The sequence below is a fragment of the Actinoplanes sp. NPDC051494 genome, from assembly GCF_044454705.1.
GTDB lineage: Bacteria > Actinomycetota > Actinomycetes > Mycobacteriales > Micromonosporaceae > Actinoplanes.
On the sequence record NZ_JBITDZ010000009.1, the window covers coordinates 203,560 to 222,048 of the forward strand.

At 70.0% G+C, this 18,489-nt stretch carries 18 protein-coding genes; 4 read left to right on the forward strand and 14 right to left on the reverse strand.

Features of this window, described 5'->3' with window-relative positions; all coding sequences use genetic code 11:
* Positions 1–91: 91 nt before the first annotated feature.
* Both ACIA6A_RS28485 and ACIA6A_RS28490 read right to left on the reverse strand, forming a co-directional pair.
* The gene (locus ACIA6A_RS28485) at positions 92–1,066 is read right to left on the reverse strand and encodes a D-alanine--D-alanine ligase (protein ID WP_396100958.1); all 975 of its coding nucleotides are present in this window, start codon (positions 1,064–1,066) and stop codon (positions 92–94) included.
* Positions 1,063–2,355, reverse strand: a complete 1,293-nt coding sequence (locus ACIA6A_RS28490; RefSeq protein WP_396100959.1) for a PLP-dependent aminotransferase family protein — start codon at positions 2,353–2,355, stop codon at positions 1,063–1,065. Before ACIA6A_RS28490 ends, ACIA6A_RS28485 begins: the two co-directional genes overlap by 4 nt.
* Before the next feature lie 210 nt (positions 2,356–2,565).
* Here ACIA6A_RS28490 and ACIA6A_RS28495 point away from each other — a divergent pair, with 210 nt between their 5' ends.
* Positions 2,566–3,234 (forward strand): GNAT family N-acetyltransferase, encoded by a 669-nt coding sequence (locus ACIA6A_RS28495; RefSeq protein ID WP_396100960.1) that lies wholly within the window; start codon positions 2,566–2,568, stop codon positions 3,232–3,234.
* On the opposite strand, the gene ACIA6A_RS28500 is transcribed toward ACIA6A_RS28495, so the two are convergent.
* The 8 genes from ACIA6A_RS28500 to ACIA6A_RS28535 form a co-directional block, all read right to left on the reverse strand.
* Positions 3,231–4,382 (reverse strand): N-acetylmuramoyl-L-alanine amidase, encoded by a 1,152-nt coding sequence (locus ACIA6A_RS28500; protein ID WP_396100961.1) that lies wholly within the window; start codon positions 4,380–4,382, stop codon positions 3,231–3,233. The two genes, ACIA6A_RS28495 and ACIA6A_RS28500, sit on opposite strands and share 4 nt — an antisense overlap.
* 155 nt (positions 4,383–4,537) lie before the next feature.
* Complete coding sequence (gene trxA, locus ACIA6A_RS28505) at positions 4,538–4,861, reverse strand: thioredoxin (RefSeq protein WP_396100962.1); 324 nt, start codon at positions 4,859–4,861, stop codon at positions 4,538–4,540.
* A gap of 30 nt (positions 4,862–4,891) precedes the next feature.
* On the reverse strand, positions 4,892–5,851 hold the full coding sequence (trxB, locus tag ACIA6A_RS28510) for a thioredoxin-disulfide reductase (protein ID WP_396100963.1): 960 nt from the start codon (positions 5,849–5,851) through the stop codon (positions 4,892–4,894).
* Between the two features lie 139 nt (positions 5,852–5,990).
* Positions 5,991–6,878: a hypothetical protein gene (locus ACIA6A_RS28515; RefSeq protein ID WP_396100964.1), complete on the reverse strand. Its 888-nt coding sequence runs from the start codon at positions 6,876–6,878 to the stop codon at positions 5,991–5,993.
* Positions 6,875–7,594, reverse strand: a complete 720-nt coding sequence (gene sigM / locus ACIA6A_RS28520; RefSeq protein WP_396100965.1) for an RNA polymerase sigma factor SigM — start codon at positions 7,592–7,594, stop codon at positions 6,875–6,877. Before sigM ends, ACIA6A_RS28515 begins: the two co-directional genes overlap by 4 nt.
* A gap of 87 nt (positions 7,595–7,681) precedes the next feature.
* On the reverse strand, positions 7,682–9,235 hold the full coding sequence (locus ACIA6A_RS28525) for a protein kinase family protein (RefSeq protein ID WP_396101158.1): 1,554 nt from the start codon (positions 9,233–9,235) through the stop codon (positions 7,682–7,684).
* A gap of 179 nt (positions 9,236–9,414) precedes the next feature.
* Positions 9,415–11,250: a murein biosynthesis integral membrane protein MurJ gene (murJ, locus tag ACIA6A_RS28530; protein ID WP_396100966.1), complete on the reverse strand. Its 1,836-nt coding sequence runs from the start codon at positions 11,248–11,250 to the stop codon at positions 9,415–9,417.
* A gap of 52 nt (positions 11,251–11,302) precedes the next feature.
* Complete coding sequence (locus ACIA6A_RS28535) at positions 11,303–12,229, reverse strand: hypothetical protein (RefSeq protein WP_396100967.1); 927 nt, start codon at positions 12,227–12,229, stop codon at positions 11,303–11,305.
* Positions 12,230–12,250: 21 nt separating this feature from the next.
* Between ACIA6A_RS28535 and ACIA6A_RS28540 the strand changes: the two genes are divergently transcribed.
* Complete coding sequence (locus ACIA6A_RS28540; RefSeq protein WP_396100968.1) at positions 12,251–13,681, forward strand: CCA tRNA nucleotidyltransferase; 1,431 nt, start codon at positions 12,251–12,253, stop codon at positions 13,679–13,681.
* Positions 13,682–13,685: 4 nt separating this feature from the next.
* Here the strand turns inward: ACIA6A_RS28540 and ACIA6A_RS28545 are convergent, their stop codons facing one another.
* Both ACIA6A_RS28545 and ACIA6A_RS28550 read right to left on the reverse strand, forming a co-directional pair.
* Positions 13,686–14,726 (reverse strand): hypothetical protein, encoded by a 1,041-nt coding sequence (locus tag ACIA6A_RS28545; RefSeq protein ID WP_396100969.1) that lies wholly within the window; start codon positions 14,724–14,726, stop codon positions 13,686–13,688.
* Entirely contained in the window at positions 14,723–15,277 is a 555-nt protein-coding gene (locus ACIA6A_RS28550) for a SigE family RNA polymerase sigma factor (protein WP_396100970.1), read from the reverse strand. The genes ACIA6A_RS28545 and ACIA6A_RS28550 overlap by 4 nt, the downstream gene beginning before the upstream one ends.
* A gap of 35 nt (positions 15,278–15,312) precedes the next feature.
* Between ACIA6A_RS28550 and ACIA6A_RS28555 the strand changes: the two genes are divergently transcribed.
* A complete protein-coding gene (locus ACIA6A_RS28555) occupies positions 15,313–15,792 on the forward strand; it encodes a methylated-DNA--[protein]-cysteine S-methyltransferase (protein WP_396100971.1) in 480 nt (159 codons plus the stop codon).
* A gap of 62 nt (positions 15,793–15,854) precedes the next feature.
* Here ACIA6A_RS28555 and ACIA6A_RS28560 read toward each other — a convergent pair whose 3' ends face one another.
* The gene (locus tag ACIA6A_RS28560) at positions 15,855–16,934 is read right to left on the reverse strand and encodes an inositol-3-phosphate synthase (RefSeq protein ID WP_396100973.1); all 1,080 of its coding nucleotides are present in this window, start codon (positions 16,932–16,934) and stop codon (positions 15,855–15,857) included.
* A gap of 21 nt (positions 16,935–16,955) precedes the next feature.
* Positions 16,956–17,570: a PadR family transcriptional regulator gene (locus ACIA6A_RS28565; protein ID WP_396100974.1), complete on the reverse strand. Its 615-nt coding sequence runs from the start codon at positions 17,568–17,570 to the stop codon at positions 16,956–16,958.
* A 189-nt stretch (positions 17,571–17,759) separates the two neighbouring features.
* Between ACIA6A_RS28565 and ACIA6A_RS28570 the strand changes: the two genes are divergently transcribed.
* A complete protein-coding gene (locus ACIA6A_RS28570) occupies positions 17,760–18,233 on the forward strand; it encodes a DUF5318 domain-containing protein (RefSeq protein WP_396100975.1) in 474 nt (157 codons plus the stop codon).
* The last annotated feature ends 256 nt before the right edge of the window (positions 18,234–18,489 follow it).

Genomic DNA, 18,489 nt, shown 5'->3' on the forward strand with positions numbered 1-18,489 from the left:
GGCCGGGTGCGGGAGGCTGCGCACGGGAGGCTGGGTGCGGCGGTGTTGACGGTTGGGCTTTGGTGGTGGTCAGGCTGTGGGGTGGGCCTGGTTAGCGGGCACCGCGGGTGACTGCCGCACCGACCAATTGTTCGAGGACCCTGCCGAAGTCCAGGCCTCCCGCTTGGATCGCGAGGGGCAGCAGCGACGTCTCCGTCATCCCCGGGGAGACGTTGACCCCGAGCACGTGCGGCACCTCGTCAGCATCGACGATCAGGTCGACGCGGGACAGGTCCTGGAGGCCCAGGGCCTTGTACGCGGCCAGGGCCATGGATGCCACGTTCTCGGCCACCGGGGCCGGGTGCCGGGCCGGGGTGTGCCATGTCGTCAGGCCTGCCGTGTATCGGGCCGCGTAGTCGTAGACGCCGTTGCGGGGGACGATCTCCACGGCGGGGAGCGCGAACGGCCCCTCCCCCAGGTCCAGGACCGACACCGCGACCGACGTCCCGGCCACGTACTTCTCGACCAGGGCCGTGGAGTCGTAGGCGAAGCAGCTCACCATCGCGGCCGGCAGTGCCGTCGAGTCGCGGACCACGGATGCTCCGAGGCCGGAACCGCCCTGGGCCGGTTTGACCATGAGGGGCAGGCCGAGGCGGTCCTCGATGCGTTCGAGGACCGCCACCGCACCCAGCTCCGAGAACCGGTCGTGGGGCAGGGCGACCCAGTCCGGCGTACGGATGCTGTTCTCCCTCAGCATGGATTTGGCGGAGGGTTTGTCCCAGGCGAGCCGGGATGCCGCCGCGGTGCAACCGACGTACGGGATGCCGCAGAGGTCGAGGACCCCGCGCAGCGACCCGTCCTCGCCGGTTGCCCCGTGGAGCGCGATCACCGCCGCGTCCGGTGGGTCTTCGCGCAGCGTCGGCAGGAGGGTGACGTCCGCGTCGCGTAGTTCGGCCGAGATGCCGGTGGCCCGGAGTGCGTCCAGGACCCGGCGGCCTGAGCGCAGGGACACGTCGCGTTCGTAGGAGAGGCCGCCGGCCAGGACGAGGACATGCGGTTCGGAGGACGTACCCATGGGGTTGATCATGCCAAGTCGGGGCCGGGGGTGTCCGCGGCGGCCGGGCCACGACGGTGGTGGGGGGTGGTCGGTCCGAAGACCGCTCGCAGCGCGAGTTCCTGTTCCATGACGCCGGCCAGCCGGCGCACGCCTTCGCGGATGCGTTCGGGGGGCGGGAACGAGAAGTTGAGCCGCATGTTGCCGGCGCCGGTGCCGTCGGCGTAGAAGCCGGTGCCGGGCACGTAGGCGACCCGGGCGGCGATCGCCCGCGGCATCATGGCCTTCGAGTCCAGGCCGGGCGGCAGGGTGGTCCAGACGAAGAGGCCGCCGTTGGGGCGGGTCCAGGTGGTGCCGGCCGGCATGTAGTCGCGCAGTGCTTCGAGGAGGGCGTCGCGGCGTTCGCGGTAGATCTCGCGGTACGTCTTCACCTGTTCGCGCCACGGCATGGTCGCCAGATACTGGGTGACCGCGCCCTGGGCGAACGCGCTCGGGCACAGGATGTTCGCTTCAGAAGCCATGACGAGCTTTTCGCGTACGGCGTGTGGGGCGAGGATCCAGCCCACGCGCAGCCCCGGGGCGAACGTCTTGGAGAAGGTGCTCAGGTAGAAGACCCCTTCACGGCGCCGGGCGCGGAGTGGGCGCGGGGCGTCACCCTCAAAACTGAGCATGCCGTACGGGTCGTCCTCGACCACCAGGAGTCCGTACCGCTCGCAGATGTCGAGGATCTCCTCCCGGCGTTCCTCGGTGAGCGTGACACCGGCCGGGTTCTGGAACGTGGGGATCGTGTACAGGAACTTGATCCGTCCCGCGGCGGCCGTGATCGCTTCTTCGAGTGCTGCCGGGATGAGCCCGTCGGCGTCCATTGCCACGTGCCGCACCTGTGCCTGGGCGGCCTGGAACACGCCGAGTGCGCCGACGTAGGTCGGCCCCTCGGCGAGTACCACGTCACCCGGGTCCAGGAACAGCCGTGCCACGAGGTCGAGGGCCTGCTGTCCGCCGACCGTGACGACCACGTCGTCGGGGGAAGCGCCGGTGATCCCGGACAGCGCCATGACCTCGCAGATGTGCTCGCGGAGTTCGACGGTGCCCTGACCGATGCCGTACTGGAGGCTGGTCGTGCCCATGTCGGTCGCGAGTTTGCTCATCATCTCGCCGACCGCGTCGAGCGGGAGCGCGGCGATGTAGGGCGAGCCACCGGCCAGCGACACCACCTCGGGGCGGCTGGCGACGGCGAACAGGGCGCGGATCTCGGAGGTGGTCATTCCCCGGACCCGTCGCGCGTAGCGATCGGTGTAGTCGTCTTGAGTCGTGCCGGTCATGCGGCTTCACCTCGGAACAGTCGGTTGATCACATTGCCGACCATGCTAGTGGCCGGGTCCCCGGGCGCACGGGAGTTGTTCACCGAGCGGGATGGTTCCGCTGCCGTTCACGGCGGTTGCGGCGTAGGATCCCTGCGGGGCGCGGGCAAGCACGTGACGAGTAACCGTGCCGCAGTCCGGACATCTTCACCGATCTCAAGGGGCCCCGCGATGTCGCGACGCCTGGTCAATCTGACCCTCGACACCCTCGAAGACCTCCCCCGGCCGTGCCGCGGCTGCGTCTACTGGGAGCTCGATCCGGTTTCCGCCGAGCGGGCCTGCGCCACCGGCGATCCGGGGCTCGAGAAGGAGGCCTGGGTTTCCCAGACCCTGCTGGAGTGGGGGTCGTGCGGCAAGCTGGCGTACGTCGACGGCATGCCGGCCGGGTTCGTCATGTTCGCACCGCCGGCGTATGTCCCCCGGTCGATGGCGTTCCCCACCTCACCGGTGAGTGCCGACGCCGCGCTGCTGATGACGTCGCACGTGGTGCCCGCGTTCGCCGGGGGCGGGCTGGGCCGGATGCTTGTCCAAGGGGTGGCCCGCGATCTGACCAAGCGTGGGGTGAAGGCGATCGAGGCGTTCGGCGACCAGAAGTTCGGTGAGGCCGGCGAGGGCGAGGAGGGCTGCGTCGCCCCGGTCGACTTCTTCCTGTCGGTCGGGTTCAAGACGGTGCGCCCGCATCCGCGCTATCCGCGGTTGCGCCTGGAGCTGCGGACCGCGTTGTCGTGGAAGTCCGACGTCGAGTACGCGCTGGAGAAGCTGCTCGGCTCGATGAGCCCGGAGACGTTGCTGCGACCGGTCCGCCCGGTCGCAGCAACCACGTCCACGGAAGCGCCTTAGGCGTTGCGGGAGGCGAGCGCGAGCCGGAGCTGGCGCACGTCGATCGAGCCGGTCGGCACGTCGGCTTCGACCGGGAAGTACATCCGCTGGACGGCCGCGAGGATGGCTTCGACGATCTGCTCGCGGATGAGCGGGTCGATGAGGCGCTCGCGGTCGACCGGTGACGAGAGGTAACCGAGGTCGACGCGGACGGCCGGCATCCGGGTGAGGCGCAGCAGCTCCCACGTCTTGGCGTGGATGCGGCAGTCCTGCATGCCGGTGCGCACGACGACCTCGCGCTGGACGAGGTTGGCGAGCCGCTCCCCCACGGTCGAGGTGACGCCGTTGCCGGTGCCGTAGTGGTAGGTCGCCACGCCGTCGGCGGACGGGGTTTCCTGCCCGTCGAGGTGCAGTGAGATGAGCAGGTCGGCGCCGAGGCTGTTGGCCAGCGCGGCGCGTTCCTGACCGGTCATCTGCTGGGTGGGGTGCGGGCCGCGGGTCAGGTGCACGCGCATGCCGGCGGCGGCGAGCCGGCCCTCGAGCCGGGTCGCGATGTCGAAGACCAGGTCGGCCTCGGTCCAGCGCAGCTGTCCGTCCGGCACGACGACGCCGAGGTCGTCCGGGCCGCCGTGGCCCGGGTCGATGACGATGGTCTTGCCGACGAGGCTGGAACCGGACTGCCGGAACGCCTCGGCCTCGCGCAGCCAGTTGGGACGCCCGCCGACGACCTTGCGGCCGAGCCGGCGCAGTGCCTTCATGGTGTTCGGCCCGCAGGAGCCGTCCGGGGTCAGGCCGACCTCGCGCTGGAACTGGGCGACCGCGCGGGCGGTCCGGGGGCCGTAGAGGCCGTCGGCGCGCCCGGTGTCGAAGCCCATCTCGAGCAGCCGCTCCTGCAGCGTGCGGACATCCTCGCCGACCAGGAACGTGGGCACCGAGTGGAACAGGGTGCGGGCACCGAGTTTCCAGCGGGCGCCGTCGAGTGCCGCCCAGGTCTCCGTGCCGACGATGCCGTCCACGCCGAGTCCGCGGCCCTGCTGGAACGCTCGCACAGCGGTCTGGGTGGCATCGTCGAACTCGGTGCCTGCGGTCTCGAGCAGCTCCAGATCCACCAGGATCGACCGGATCTCCTCGACGGCCGGACCGGTGTCTCCATGTCGGATCGAACGCACGCGCGGCTCCCTAACAACTTTGAGGGGGAAGTGCAGAGGGCAACTACCGGGGAGCGTACTACCCGTTGTCCGGAACGGCCGGGTGGCGATAGCGCTCCACGCCAAAGAGCAACGCCCCGCATCCGGGTGGATGCGAGGCGTTGCGAAAAGCCGGTTTAGAGGGCCGACTCGATGAAGTTCACGAGGGCGCCCTTGGGCTTGGCGCCGGCGACGGAGTTGACCGGCTGGCCGCCCTTGAACAGGGTCAGCGTCGGCACGGACATCACCCGATAGGCGCGGGCGGTCTCCGGGTTCTCGTCGATGTTGAGCTTGACGATCTTGACCCGGTCGCCCATCTCGGCGGCGATCTCCGTGAGCAGCGGGTCGATCTTCTTGCAGGGTGCGCACCACTCGGCCCAGAAGTCGACAAGTACCACCTTGTCGGACTGCAGCACGTCACTCGTAAAAGTGGCGTCGGTGACGGCCTTGTTTGCTCCCACTCGGACCTCCTGGTGTGCGGCGCTACTGATTTACAGCTCGATGAACGAGGCGATGAAGTGCTCGGCGTCCAGCGCGGCGGAACAGCCGGTGCCGGAGGCGGTGATGGCCTGACGGTAGGTGTGGTCGACCAGGTCGCCGGCGGCGAACACGCCGGGGATGTTGGTCCGGGTGGACGGGGAGGCGACCGTGACGTAACCGTCGTCGTCCATCGCGACCTGGCCCTTGAAGAGCTCGCTGCGCGGGTCGTGGCCGATCGCCACGAACACGCCGGTCACGTCCAGGACCTTGGTCTCCCCGGTCTGCAGGTTGCGCAGACGCGCACCCGAGACCTTGCCGTCCTCGCCGAGGATCTCGTCGACGGCGGTGTTCCACTCGACCTTGATCTTCTCGTTGTTCATCGCGCGCAGCTGCATCACCTTGCTGGCCCGGAACGAGTCGCGGCGGTGCACGATCGTCACGGTGTCGGCGAAGCGGGTGAGGAACGTGGCCTCCTCCATCGCGGAGTCGCCACCGCCCACCACGATGATGTTCTGCTTGCGGAAGAAGAAGCCGTCACACGTCGCACAGGACGAGACGCCGTGGCCGAGGAATTCCTCCTCGCCGGGGACGCCGAGCCGGCGCCAGGCCGAACCGGTCGAGAGGATGACCGCGCGGGCGAAGTACTGCTTCTCGCCCACCCAGACGGTCTTCAGACCCTCGGTGCCGGCCTCGGTGGGCTTGTCGCCCAGCTCGACGCGGGTCACGTCGTCGGTGATGAACTCGGCGCCGAACTTCTCGGCCTGCTTGCGCATGTTGTCCATGAGCTCGGGGCCCATGATGCCGTCCGGGTGACCCGGGAAGTTCTCGACCTCGGTGGTGGTCATCAGCGCGCCACCGGACTGGACGCCCTCGATGACCAGCGGCTTCAGGCTGGCCCGGGCCGCGTACAACGCCGCGGTGTAGCCGGACGGCCCGGAGCCGATGATGATCAGATTGCGGACCTCGTCCACTGCCGACTCCTCAGTCTGGTTTCGCCGTGAACCGGCGACGTCGCACGCTAGAACGTCATGGTAAGAGAGCAACATTCCCGCGTGTCACGGCTTGTGGGCCGCGGCATAGTGGGCGGCCTCACAACGATGGGATATCCGTTCAGCCTACCCGCAGCGAACCGAGCCGTGCGGCGCCGGAACCGGGCGATCCGCACGCCGGGCCGACGGCCCAGACCCACGCCCCGTTGGCCGCGGTGAAAGCGACGACGACGGCCGCCGAGCCCTGGAAGCGGGCGTAGTCGACGGTCTGCGCGGTGATCGTGGGAGTGCCGTTCTCGGCCGCGATCGCGTCGAGGCACGCCGCCAGCGCCTCCTGCACCCGCAACGGGGTCAGTGCGTCCTCAAGGAGAACGGAGGCGCTGGGGACGGACTTGTTCGCGGTCGTGCCCTCCGGGGCGGAAAGATCGGTCTCCGCCTTCCGGGCCATCTGGCCGAGGGACTGCTCGGTGTAGTCCGCGCCGCTCTCCAGCGTCCGCAGGGGTGCGGCGATCATCGGCTCCGGCGCCGATCCCGCGGCCGAGGTGGCCTCGGAATCCGAGCTGTCCGACACCGCGAGCTGCTGGATGCCGAAGCCGGCGAAAGCCAGGACCGCCGCCGCGATCCCGATCGGAGCGGCCCACTTCAGGCGCCGGGCGGTGGTGGGCCGGGCGGATCCGGAGGGTACGGAGACCAGGTGCCGGACAGGAGCAGCACCGGCGGGTTCAGCGGCCGGCGGGGCTGTGGAAGCGTCGGCACCGGGGGCGAGCAGTGCCGCGTCCAGCCGCGCCACGATGTCCGCGGGCATGGGCTCGGGCTCGGCGCCCCAGGCTCGCAACGCTCCGGAGACGGTCTCGGCGCCGTTGGTGAGCTCGACGAACGCGTCCTGCCAGGCCGGGTCGGCGGCGATGCGCCGGGTCACGAGGGCCTCGTCGGGGGTGCCGTCCAGCGCGCCGCCGACATAGTCGGCCAGCAGGTCGATGTCGACCTCGCTGAACTCTGCCCCGGTCACGGTCGGTCCCCTCTGTCACCCGGGCCAGGAAGCGGCCCGGTCGCACTCGACCCGGTTGAGACGCGCCCGGACGCGCCCGGGTTCCCCGAGTGACGCTGCTCTCCCACGGATTCGGGGTCGGCGCCGGTCCGGAGGTGTTTGAGCGCGATCGCCATCCGGGCCCGGCCCCGTGCGCACCGGCTCTTGATGGTGCCCTCGGCGACCTCGAGGATCACGGCGGCCTCGGCCACCGAGTAACCCTGCACGTCGATCAGCACGAGGGCGGCGCGCTGATCGGGCGGGAGGTCGGCCAGCGCGGCCCGGACCACCAGTGCGGTGTCGTGGTCGCGGACGGGGGCGGCCGGCTCCGGACCGCCGCCGGGTCCGCCCCTGTCGGTGTGGGTGCCGTCGGGCAGCGGGATCGTCGGGTGTGCCTGCCGCCGCCGGATCCGGTCGAGGCAGGAATTCACCACGATCCGGTGCAGCCAGGTGGTGACGGCCGAGTCGCCCCGGAACTTGGCGGCGGCCCGGTGTGCCGACAGCAGCGCGTCCTGCACCGCGTCGGCGGCCTCCTCGCGGTCGCCGATGGTGCGCATCGCGACCGCCCACAGCCGGTCGCGGTGGCGGCGGACCAGCTCGCTGAAGGCCAGCGTGTCACCCTCGACGTGGGCGCGCAGCAGCTCGGCATCGGTCGGGCCGGGAAGGTCCGCACCGCCGGGAGCCCCGCCAGTAGTCACGCGAGCAATCTAGCCGAGTCACGCATCCCGGGGGAAAACAAGAGGCCCCCACCGAGCGATCGGTGGAGGCCTCGTCGAGCGTGGCGGTCAGTTGCCGTAGACCTCGACCTTGGAGACCTCGAGGCGGTACTTCCCGTCGTTGTCCTGGGGCAGCTCGGTCACCCACACCAGGATGTACTGGTATTTCTGCGCCGGGTCGAAGACGTTGAAGATCGAGTTGGTGCCGTCGGTCTTCTCGGTCTCACCGTCGCCGAGCTTGGTGAACGTCTTGGCGATCTTGTCGTCGCCGGTGGAGCTGTCACCCGGGTCGTTCGGCCCGGTGCGGATGTCCATGGCGACGCCGGGAACGGCGGTCTCGACCCGGACGTCGCTGAGCGTGCGCGGGCTGCCGAGGTTGATCAGCAGACCCATGCCGGGCTTGTTGTAGAACTTGGGGCCGTCGTCGAAGCCCGGGGTCCGCCAGACGGAGTCCTTGTCGTCGTCGACGACGTTCTTGGCCTCGGGGGCATCCTCGCGGTCGCCCTTCGGCGGGTCGACGATCCGGACCATGTCGGCGGTCAGCGGGATCTTCTTCGGCGCCGGGTTGTTCGCGTCGTCGGTGCCGGTCGCGGTGCCACCGTCGGAACCACCGGTGGTGCCGTCCTGCTGCGCCGTGGTGGTGTCGTTGGTGGACGGTGCCGGGTCGCCGCCGGAACTGTTGATGGCCTGGATGCCGAAGACCAGGCCGATGATGGCGATCACGGCGAGCGCCGCGATGCCGAGCACGATCTTGTTGGTGCTCCGGACCGGCTCGGACGAGGCGCCCTGGGCGAAGCGCAGCGGCCCGACGTCGTCGTAGTCCTCGTCGGCGGCGTTGAGCCGGGACAGCTCGGCGGTGAGCGCCTCGGCCTCCGGCGACGCGACCCGCTTGTCGAGCAGGTCCATGGTCAGGTCGTCCAGGTAGGCCGGGACGCCGGCGCGGACCTGCCGCGGCGTGGTCAGGCTGCCGTTGCCGTCGCGGGTGGCGTCGGGCACCGTGGACGGGCTGATCTCGGCGTGCGGCCAGTGGCCGGTCAGCGCGTAGTAGAGGACGCCGCCGACCGAGCGGACGTCGGACTCGGTGCTGTCGGCGGAGTCGGCGCGGGCGTCGGCCAGCACGACCCGTCCGTCGTCACCGATGAGCACGCTGCCCGGGTGGATGTTGCCGTGCACCATGCCGGTGGCGTGCACCGCCGTCAGAGCGTCGGCGAGCGAGTGGGCGATGGCGGTGGCTCGTCCCGGCTCCAGCGGGCCGTCCCGGCCGACCAGCTCGCGCAATGCCTCACCGTCGACCCACTCACGCACCACATAGGCGCGTTGTCCCTCGTCGATCGCGTCGTAGACGCCGACCAGGTTGGGGTGTATCACCCGGCTCGCGTCGACCGCGGCCTGCAGCATCTCGGTCGCGGAGTCGCCGCCCGGATGCCGCAGCACGACCGCGACGGGACGCCGGAGGATGACATCGATGCCTCGCCAGACCTGCCGGCCGGCACTGTCGTTGTTGACGTGCTCTTCGAGCTGATAACGCTCGGCCAGGATCTCACCGACGGTGGGCGCACCGAAGGTCATGACCGGTCCGGCCTCGTCGGCCGAGGTCTCGTGGCCTTCGCCGACCTGGGTCACCCGTCCTCCCTCGATGAGTCGCACGTGTCGTCCCAGACCTTACCCGCCCGGGGCCGGAACCCCACAGGTCATCCCTGGGCGCGGCACCCGTCCGGGCCCGCCTTCCAGGGCCCTGTGGGCCGGTTGGGGCGATGAAAATAGCTGTTCAGGGGGTTATCCACACGTTATCAACAGGTCGCTCAGCGCCCGAGTTTGCGGCGCACCATCCCGACGACCTGATTGACTTCCTGAACCTTGAGCAGCGTAGCCGCCACCAGGTAGGTCAGCATGATCGCCCCACCGCCGGCGAAGAGTTGCAGAAGCGCCGCGCCACGTCCGGGCGTGTCGCCTCCGGGAAGCACGTGGAGCACCAGCAGACCGACCCCGGTCGCCACCGCGGCGGCCACCAGCACCTTCACCAGTGCGCGGGCCACCGAGCCCAGGTTGAGCCGGCCGATCCGGCGGCGCAGCAGCACGAGCGAGAGCACCGCGGACAGCAGATAGGAGATGGCGTTGGCGGCGGTGAGGCCGGCCGCGGTCAGCGACTCGGACAGCATCTCGACGACGATGACGTAGCCGACGACGCGCAGCGCCACGACCGGCAGGTTGATCAGTGCGACCGTCTTGTTGCCCTGCAGCGCATAGAACGCGTAGTTGCAGAGGTAGCTGATCGACAGCGGGATCACGGCGAACGCGGCCACGGCCAGCACCCCGCCGGTGGCGTACGACTGGTTGTAGGAGAGCCGTCCGCCCTGGAACAAGGTGACCGCGATCGGGACGCCGAGCACGCCGTACATGACGCAGATCGGGGCGAGCGCCGTCGTGGTGAGCCGGATGCCGCGGCTGAGGTCGCCGCTGACGTCGCTGAACCGGCCCTCGGCGGCGGCCGCGCTCATCTTGGGCAGCAGCGCGGTCATGACCGAGACGCCGATGATGCCGTGCGCCATCATTGTCAGCAGGAAGACGTTGTTGAACGCCAGCAGGCTCGCGTCGTCGTCGCCGGAGACGCCGCTGAGCACCCGGGCCACGACGAAGACCGCCAGCTGGTTGGCACCGACCCAGAGCAGCATCCAGCCGGCCAGGCCGCCGACCTCGCCCAGGCCGAGCGCGCGGGGGTTCCACTGCCAGCTCCAGCTGAAACCGACCTTGCGCAGCGCCGGCAGCAGGCCGATCGTCTGCACGATCATGCCGAGCAGGGTGCCGCCGCCGATCACCCCGATCTCCGCGGCCGACATGTCGCCGGGCTTGAGATCCGACGTCGAGCCGAACACCACGATGAAGACGCCGCAGGTGGCGATGACGACGAGGTTGTTGAGGATCGGTGCCCACATCGGCGCGGCGAAGTGGCCGCGCACGTTGAGCACCGCGCCGATCAGTGCCGAGATGCCGGTGAAGAAGATCATCGGCAGGATCAGCCACGACAGCGAGGTGACCAGTTCCTGGTATCCGGGGGCGGCGTCGGAGCTCGACTGGATCGTGGTGATCACCGGCGCCAGCACCGTGACGATCACCGTCGCGATGCCGAGCGAGACCACCGACAGGGTGAGCAGCCGCTGGGTGAACAGCTGACCGCCGTCCGGGTCCGCCTTGCGCCGCCGGACCAGCAGCGGGATCAGCACACTGGACAGGACGCCGCCGAGCAGCAGCTCGTAGATCTGGTTGGGCAGGAACTGCGCGCTGGTGTACGGGTTACCGATCGCCGAACCCAGCGTCATGCCGATGAGCATGTTGCGGACGAACCCGATGATCCGGCTGACCAGGCTCCCGGCCGCCATGATGGCGCTGTTGCCGACCGCACTGCGCTCCGGTTCCGGCTCCGGTTCGGTGTCCGCGAGATCCCCCGCGGGACTGCCGTAGACGGTGCCGCTCGAGGCACGGACGTCGTCCGGGATCACGCCGGGGGCCAGCGGCTGGTCGGCCGCCGCGGAGGGCAGCGTGGCCGTGCTGTCGACCGCGATCAGGAACGAGCCCTCGTCGGGCCCGTCCGGCTCACTGTCGGGCGCGGCAGCCGCGCTGCGGTAGATGCCGCCGCTCACCAAGACCTCCCCAGGGGTACGAACACAGACGCCACCCTAGCCAGCGACCGTTTCACACGTGATGGCGCAGGAGTGTGCCGGGCGCCGCACCCGCGAGCGTCTCGACCATCCAGCAGGCCTCGATGGGCACCAGTGGCTCGCTCAGGGCGTCCAGCACGGTCGGGTGGTCGCAGCCGGCCTCGGTGAGGACCCCGAGCAAGGCGTTCACCGTACGGAGGTCACCGGTGTCCGCGATGTGCCGGGCGAGCGGGCGCCCCTGGTCGTACACCCGGTCCTCCGGCAGGTCGGACAAACGGCGCACGGCGCTGCGTACCATCTCGGCCAGTCCCTCGTGCGGGAAGCGTTTGTCCGCGCGGACCTGGAGCGGCAGGCCGGCCGGGGCGGTGTATTCCGCGATAGCGGCCTCGTCGAGCACCTGCGGTGACGGCTCCGGTGGCCGCGGCCACCAGTCGTCGGTCGCGAACATCGGCAGCGGGGCCTGCTCCGGACCGGAGGGCTCAGGAGGCGGCACCGCCCGGCGCAACGATCGGTACGCCGCCTCGCGGACCGCTCCGGCCGTGGTCGCGTCGTCCTCGGCGGTGACCGGCGCGAACGGCCCGAGCAGCGCCACGACCAGCCCCGGATGCGGCAGGGTCGGATCCTCCAGGGCGATCACCCGGGCGCAGAGCTCCAGCTCGTGCCAGCGCAGCGCGGCGGGGAACGGACGGCCCGGCGCGACCCAGCCCAGCTGCACCGGCTCGCTGGTGGCCGGGCCGCGCAGCCCCAGCGCCTGCTCGCCGGTGGCGAGGTCGATGTCGAGCACCAGACCGTAACCACCGGTCACCGGCAGTGAGATCCGCAGCTGGCCCGGATCGGGGGCCGAACCGTCGCCGCCCTCCGCCCGCAGCAGGGACCAGAAAGCGGGATCTTGGCTGAGGCGGCGGAGCACCTCGGGTACGGGCACGCTCCCATCCTGCCCGCTGCGCTCGGTGACCGCCACGACCGATACCCTGGTAGTCCCATGTCTGTGTTGAATACGGCCCAGCGCAACGCCGTCCAGGAGCTGTTGCGGGTCTCCCCCGTCGCCGACGAGCTGGGGCGCCGTTTCGGCGCCGCCGGCCATGAGCTGCACCTGGTCGGCGGCTCGGTACGTGACGCGCTGCTCGGGCAGCTCGGCGACGACCTCGACTTCTGCACGGATGCCCGCCCGGAACAGACGCTCGCCGTGGTCAAGGGCTGGGCCGACGCGATCTGGGAGACCGGTCGCGAGTTCGGCACGATCGGTATCCAGAAGAACGGTCTGCGGATCGAGATCACCACCTACCGGGCCGAGTCGTACGACGGGGTCACCCGCAACCCGACCGTGGAGTACGGCGACAACCTGCTCGACGACCTGCGCCGCCGTGACTTCACGATCAACGCGATGGCGGTCAGCCTGCCGGGGCACGTCTTCACCGACCCGTACGGCGGTCTCGAGGACCTGGCGGCCCAGGTGATCCGGACCCCGTCGCGGCCGGAGGAATCCTTCGGCGATGATCCACTTCGGATGCTGCGCGCCGCCCGGTTCGCCGCGAAGCTCCGGTTCACCATCGACCCGCCGGTGCTCGCGGCGATGACCGCGATGGCCGCCGACCTGGACCGGATCACCGCCGAGCGGGTGCGGGACGAGTTCACCAAGCTGATGTGCGCCGCCGACCCGATCGGTGGCCTGCGGCTGCTCGTCGACACCGGGCTCGCCGACCGCTTCCTGCCCGAGCTGTCCGGGCTCAAGCTCGAGATCGACGAGCACGCGCAGCACAAGGACGTCTACGAGCACACGCTGATCGTGGTCTCCAACGCCGTACGCCTCGAGGGTGCTGCGGGTCCGGACTTCATCCTGCGCATGGCGGCACTGATGCACGACGTCGGCAAGCCGGCGACGAAGGCCGTCGGGCGCGACGGCCGGGTCAGCTTCCACCACCACGAGGTGGTCGGTGCCCGGCTCACCCGCCAGCGCATGAAAGCGATGAAATACCCCAAGGACGTGACCACCGAGGTGGTCCAGCTGGTCGCGCTGCATCTGCGCTTCTATGGGTACGGGCGTGGCGAGTGGACCGACTCCGCGGTGCGCCGCTACGTGACCGACGCCGGTGAGCTGCTCCCCCGCCTGCACAAGCTGACCCGTTCGGACTGCACCACCCGCAACAAGCGCAAGGCCGCGAACCTGTCGGCCGACTACGACGCGCTCGAGGAGCGGATCTCCCGGATCGAGGCCGAGGAGGACCTCGCCCGGGTCCGGCCCGACCTCGACGGCAACGCGATCATGGAGCTGCTCGGGGTGCCGCCCGGCCCGATCGTGGGCCAGGCCTGGCGTTTCCTCAAGGAGCTCCGCCTCGACCGCGGCCCGCTGCCGCGTGACGAGGCCGAGGCGGAGCTGCAGCGCTGGGCCCGCGAGCAGGGCCACATCGCCTGACGGCTCACCGCGCCGGGCCGTAGCCCAGCTGCGCGTTCCTGAGCACGGGATCGAGGACCACCCGTTCGAGCACCCGGCCGTCGAGGTCGATCAGCGCCGCGACGCCGTCCTCGACGGTCAGCACCCGGTCCACGCTGACGAAGTACGCGATCGTCGCGGTGAGCTGGGTGCGGATCGTCCCGGTGGTGGCGTCGGCGATCCGGAGCCGCTGGGCCTGGGTGCCGTCGCCACGGATCAGGACGTACCGGCCGCCCGGTGACCATGCGTCGTGGCTGGCCGGCGTGCCGGGCAGCGCCAGGTCACGGGTCCATTTCCCGGTCTGCACGTCGAACACCGACAGGAACCACACGGTGCCCTCACTGGTCTCGGAGCCGTTGACGCCCGGCTTCGCCCACGCGATCTCCTGATCACCGGGCAGCCAGGTCAGCAGGCAGTAGTTGGTGCAGGAGTAGTCGACCGGCCGCCGTATCACCTTCCCCGACGCCGCCTCCACCAGGTAGAAGCGATCCTGACCGGTGGCGAGCAGGCGTTTGCTGTCCGCGGACCAGATCGGCTCGAGGATGTGGCCTGCGGTGGTCCAGCGCACCTTGCCGGTCGCCGTGGTCAGGATGCCGAGCCGGTTGTCGTGCGCCTCGTCGGTGACGGCCACGTACCTGCCGTCCGGGGAGACCGAGAGACTGGTGAACGCGCGGCTGACCGAGCGGTAGGAATTCGTGGCCGGGTTCAGGACCGCGGTCAGTTTCTCGGTCTGCACGCTGGTCACCGCCCAGCCGCCGGGCAGCGCGTAGGGGACCTTCGTCGACCAGTCCGGGGCGGTCGTGGTCACGGCCGGGGGTTGCGGGGCCTGACGCTGGGTGCGGCTCAGGATCGCGTACGGGACGGTGGTCAGCAGGACCAGCGACGCGGCCGCGGCGATCATCCCGGTCCGGCGCCGGCGGCGCAGTCTGCGGCCCCGGGCCATCGCGGCGGCGGCGAGCCCGGACGGCGGCCGGGCCTCCCCGGCGAGCTCCCGGACCGTGTCGCGCAGCAGGTCGTCCGTGGTCATCGCAGCACCTCCGCAGCCATGTCGTCGTCGAGGGCGGGAACCAGGTCCCGTAATTTGGCGAGCGCCCGGGACGACTGGCTCGCCACCGTGCCCGGGCGGCAGCCGAGCACCTCCGCGGTCTCCTCGACCGTCCGGTCCTCCAGGAAACGCAGGACGAGCACGGCCCGCTGCCGGGGCGGCAGGGTGAGCAGCGCCTGGCGCAGCGCCAACCGCAGCGCGATGTCGTCGTCGTGCCGGTCGGGCGCGGCCCGCTCCGGCGGTTCGGCCACTGACAACTCGGCCTGCCGGCCCCGCCGCCGCCAGTTCGACGCCCGGTCGTTGTAGATGATCCGCCGCACGTACGGCTCAGCGTCGCCGCTGATCCGGGGCCAGCGGGCGTACGCCTTGGCCAGTGCGCCCTGCACCAGGTCCTCCGCGGCCCGCTGATCACCGGTCAGCGCGTACGCGACGCGGATCAACGCGTGCGAGCGCTCGGCCACGAACGTCGTGAATTCTTGCTCCACCGGCCACCTCCGTCCGTACAGACGCGGGCGGGCGACGGAACCTTGCATCGATTTCTGTCGGACCCGGGGAGCAGAATCGGGGCATGAGGATGCTCGTGGACTCCCCGATCGGGCCGCTCGGCGTCGAGGTGGACGGCGGCACCGGGGCTGGCGGCACGGTGGTCGGCGTGCGGTTCGGCGCGTCCCCGGCGTGGGATGTCGACTCCGATCCCGAGGTCGCCGGGCAACTCGCCGGCTATTTCTCCGGAGTGGTGACCGATTTCACTGTGCCGATCGAGATGCGGGGCGGCTCGGAATTCGAGCGGGCCGTGTGGGGGCAGATCGCCACGATCCCCTACGGCGAGATGCGCACGTACGGAGACATCGCCAAGGCGCTCGGTGACCCCGGCGCGGCGCGCGCGGTCGGGACGGCGTGCAACCGGAATCCCGTACCCGTGCTCGTGCCCTGTCATCGGGTCGTCGGAGCCGGCGGCAAGATGGTGGGCTTCGGGGGTGGTCTGGACCGCAAGCGCCGGCTGCTCGAGCTGGAGGCCCGGGTCACGCTCGAGCGGACGTGGCGCTGACGGCGTACCGGAAAAGGGCCCGGACCATGGACGGCCCGGACCCCTCTCGGCAGTGCTCTTGATCAGCTCTCGATCTCGCCCTTGATGAAGGCGTCGACCGCGTCCTTGGCGTCGTGGTCGTTGTACTGCACCGGCGGGCTCTTCATGAAGTAGGAGCTCGCGGACAGGATCGGGCCGCCGATGCCGCGGTCCAGGGCGATCTTCGCCGCGCGGACCGCGTCGATGATCACGCCGGCCGAGTTCGGGGAGTCCCACACCTCGAGCTTGAGCTCCGCGTTGAGCGGGGTGTCGCCGAAGCTGCGGCCCTCGAGCCGGATGTAGGCCCACTTGCGGTCGTCGAGCCACGGCACGTGGTCCGACGGGCCGATGTGCACGTCGCTCTTGATCATCTCGTGCGGGATCTGGCTGGTCACGGCCTGGGTCTTGGAGATCTTCTTCGAGACCAGGCGCTTGCGCTCCAGCATGTTCATGAAGTCCATGTTGCCGCCGAAGTTCAGCTGGTACGTGCGCAGCAGCTCGACGCCGCGGTCCTCGAACAGCTTGGCGAGCGCGCGGTGCACGATCGTGGCGCCGACCTGGCTCTTGATGTCGTCACCGACGATCGGCAGGCCCGCGTCCTCGAACTTCTTCGCCCAGACCGGGTCCGAGGCGATGAAGACGGGCAGGGCGTTCACGAACGCGCAACCGGCGTCGATGGCGGCCTGGGCGTAGAACTTGTCGGCCTCCTCGGAACCCACCGGGAGGTAGGCCACGACGACGTCGACCTGGGCGTCCTTCAGAGCCTTGACGATGTCGACCGGCTCGGCCTCCGACTCCTCGATCATCTCGCGGTAGTAGGTGCCGAGACCGTCGAACGTCGGGCCACGCTGCACGGTCACGCCGGTCGGCGCGACGTCGGTGAGCGTGATCGTGTTGTTCTCGCTGGCCACGATCGCCTCGGCGAGGTCCATGCCGACCTTCTTGGCGTCCACATCGAACGCCGCGACGAACTTCACGTCAGAGACGTGGTAGTCGCCGAAGGTGACGTGCATGAGACCCGGGACGCGGTCGTTCGGATCGGCGTCTTTGTAATACTCCACGCCCTGTACCAGGGACGAAGCGCAGTTACCGACACCGACGATGGCGACGCGGACGGAACCCATCGCGTTTGCCTCCTTGATTCATCACGGCCGGTCCTGATGCGGAGCCGGTTCTTCGGGGGGTGTCCCGGTGGCCTTGTCGGCCGCCGGGGCGGAGGGGGTGCGGCCGGAGCGCTCGTTGGTGATGAGCTCCTCCAGCCAGCGGACTTCGCGTTCGCACGAGTCGAGCCCGTGTCGCTGCAGTTCGAGCGTGTAGGCGTCGAGCCGGTCGCCGGCCCGGGCCAGCACGTCCCGCAGGCCCTCCCGGCGTTCCTCGACGCGGCGCCGGCGGCCTTCGAGAATGCGCAGCCGGGTCGCGCGGTCGGTCCGGGAGAAGAAGGTGAAGTGCACGCCGAAACCCGCGTCGTCGTACGTCTCGGGGCCGGCGTGCGCCAGCAGTTCGGCGAAGCGTTCCTTGCCTTCCGCGGTGATCTTGTAGACCACGCGGCCGCGCTTGCTGGTCATCGGCGGGGCGAGGTCGGCCGCGGTGGCCTGCTCGCTGATCCATCCGGCGGCGAACAACCGCTTCAGGGTCGGGTACAGGGTGCCGTAACTGATCGCCGCGCGGATGGTGCCGAGCTTGGTGGCGAGTTCCTTACGGAGCTCGTATCCGTGCATCGGAGCTTCTTGGAGGAGACCGAGGATCGCCATTTCCAGCATGCCCTGATCCTCCTCCTCCAGGATGCGACCGGCCGCCCAGTTTCAGCGACCCACGATGTATCGGTCCGATACATCGCAACCGTAAGCGGAGACCCCCGCGTTGGCAAGATAGTCACGTCATGGCGGTCGGATCGCCACGCTGCGTGATGGCTGTCGCCCTTCGCGTGTGGACCGCGTACTCTCTTCGCCATGCGCACGCAGCGGCAGATCGTCGACTACTCGCTCCAGAAGCGAGTAGTGCTGCGTGACCTGCACAATGGGAAGATCGGGGCACTCGAGGTCTGTGATGCCTCGCCGTACCTGAAAAACGCAGCTCGGTTCCATGGCGAGCCGACCGACGACCGCTGTCCGGTCTGCCGCCGGGACAACCTGACCCTGGTGCACTACATCTATGGCGACGAGCTCAAGCAGTCCGCCGGCCAGGCCCGCAAGCTCGCCGAGCTGCCGGTCCTGGCGATGACTCTGCGTGAGTTCCAGGTCTTCGTGGTCGAGGTGTGCCAGTCCTGCGCGTGGAACCACCTGATCGAGCAGTATCTGCTCGGCCGGGACGCGCTCACCACCGACGAACTGGAAATGGGCGCGACGGCTCTCGCCGCGTCCGCCTCGGGCCGCCACCGCGAGACAGGGTCGTCGTCGTCACCTCGCCGGGAGGGCAGACAGTGATCGCCCTCTACGTCGCTAACGTTGACTCGACCCCGACCGACACGGGCATCCAGCGCCGCAATCGGTCACTCTTGACATCCGACAGGGCGGCTGCGCGGGTGCAGCCCACAAACGTCCGTCCGTGGCGTGGCCCCCGGGAACCCCTCCAGGGTTCCGGGGGCATTCCACTGCGACCGGTAGGTGTAACCGAATGAATTCGTACGGCGATTCGCAGTCTGCGCGAGCCAGGGCCAGCGTGCCCGGGTCGCCCGCAGCC

Excerpts from the sequence above, each read along its gene's own strand:
- ACIA6A_RS28485 (WP_396100958.1), bottom strand. The coding sequence starts at position 1,066 with ATGATCAACCCCATGGGTACGTCCTCCGAACCGCATGTCCTCGTCCTG.
- ACIA6A_RS28490 (WP_396100959.1), bottom strand. The coding sequence starts at position 2,355 with ATGACCGGCACGACTCAAGACGACTACACCGATCGCTACGCGCGACGG.
- ACIA6A_RS28495 (WP_396100960.1), top strand. The coding sequence starts at position 2,566 with ATGTCGCGACGCCTGGTCAATCTGACCCTCGACACCCTCGAAGACCTC.
- ACIA6A_RS28540 (WP_396100968.1), top strand. The coding sequence starts at position 12,251 with ATGTCTGTGTTGAATACGGCCCAGCGCAACGCCGTCCAGGAGCTGTTG.
- ACIA6A_RS28545 (WP_396100969.1), bottom strand. The coding sequence starts at position 14,726 with ATGACCACGGACGACCTGCTGCGCGACACGGTCCGGGAGCTCGCCGGG.
- ACIA6A_RS28550 (WP_396100970.1), bottom strand. The coding sequence starts at position 15,277 with ATGCAAGGTTCCGTCGCCCGCCCGCGTCTGTACGGACGGAGGTGGCCG.
- ACIA6A_RS28555 (WP_396100971.1), top strand. The coding sequence starts at position 15,313 with ATGAGGATGCTCGTGGACTCCCCGATCGGGCCGCTCGGCGTCGAGGTG.
- ACIA6A_RS28560 (WP_396100973.1), bottom strand. The coding sequence starts at position 16,934 with ATGGGTTCCGTCCGCGTCGCCATCGTCGGTGTCGGTAACTGCGCTTCG.
- ACIA6A_RS28565 (WP_396100974.1), bottom strand. The coding sequence starts at position 17,570 with ATGCTGGAAATGGCGATCCTCGGTCTCCTCCAAGAAGCTCCGATGCAC.
- ACIA6A_RS28570 (WP_396100975.1), top strand. The coding sequence starts at position 17,760 with ATGCGCACGCAGCGGCAGATCGTCGACTACTCGCTCCAGAAGCGAGTA.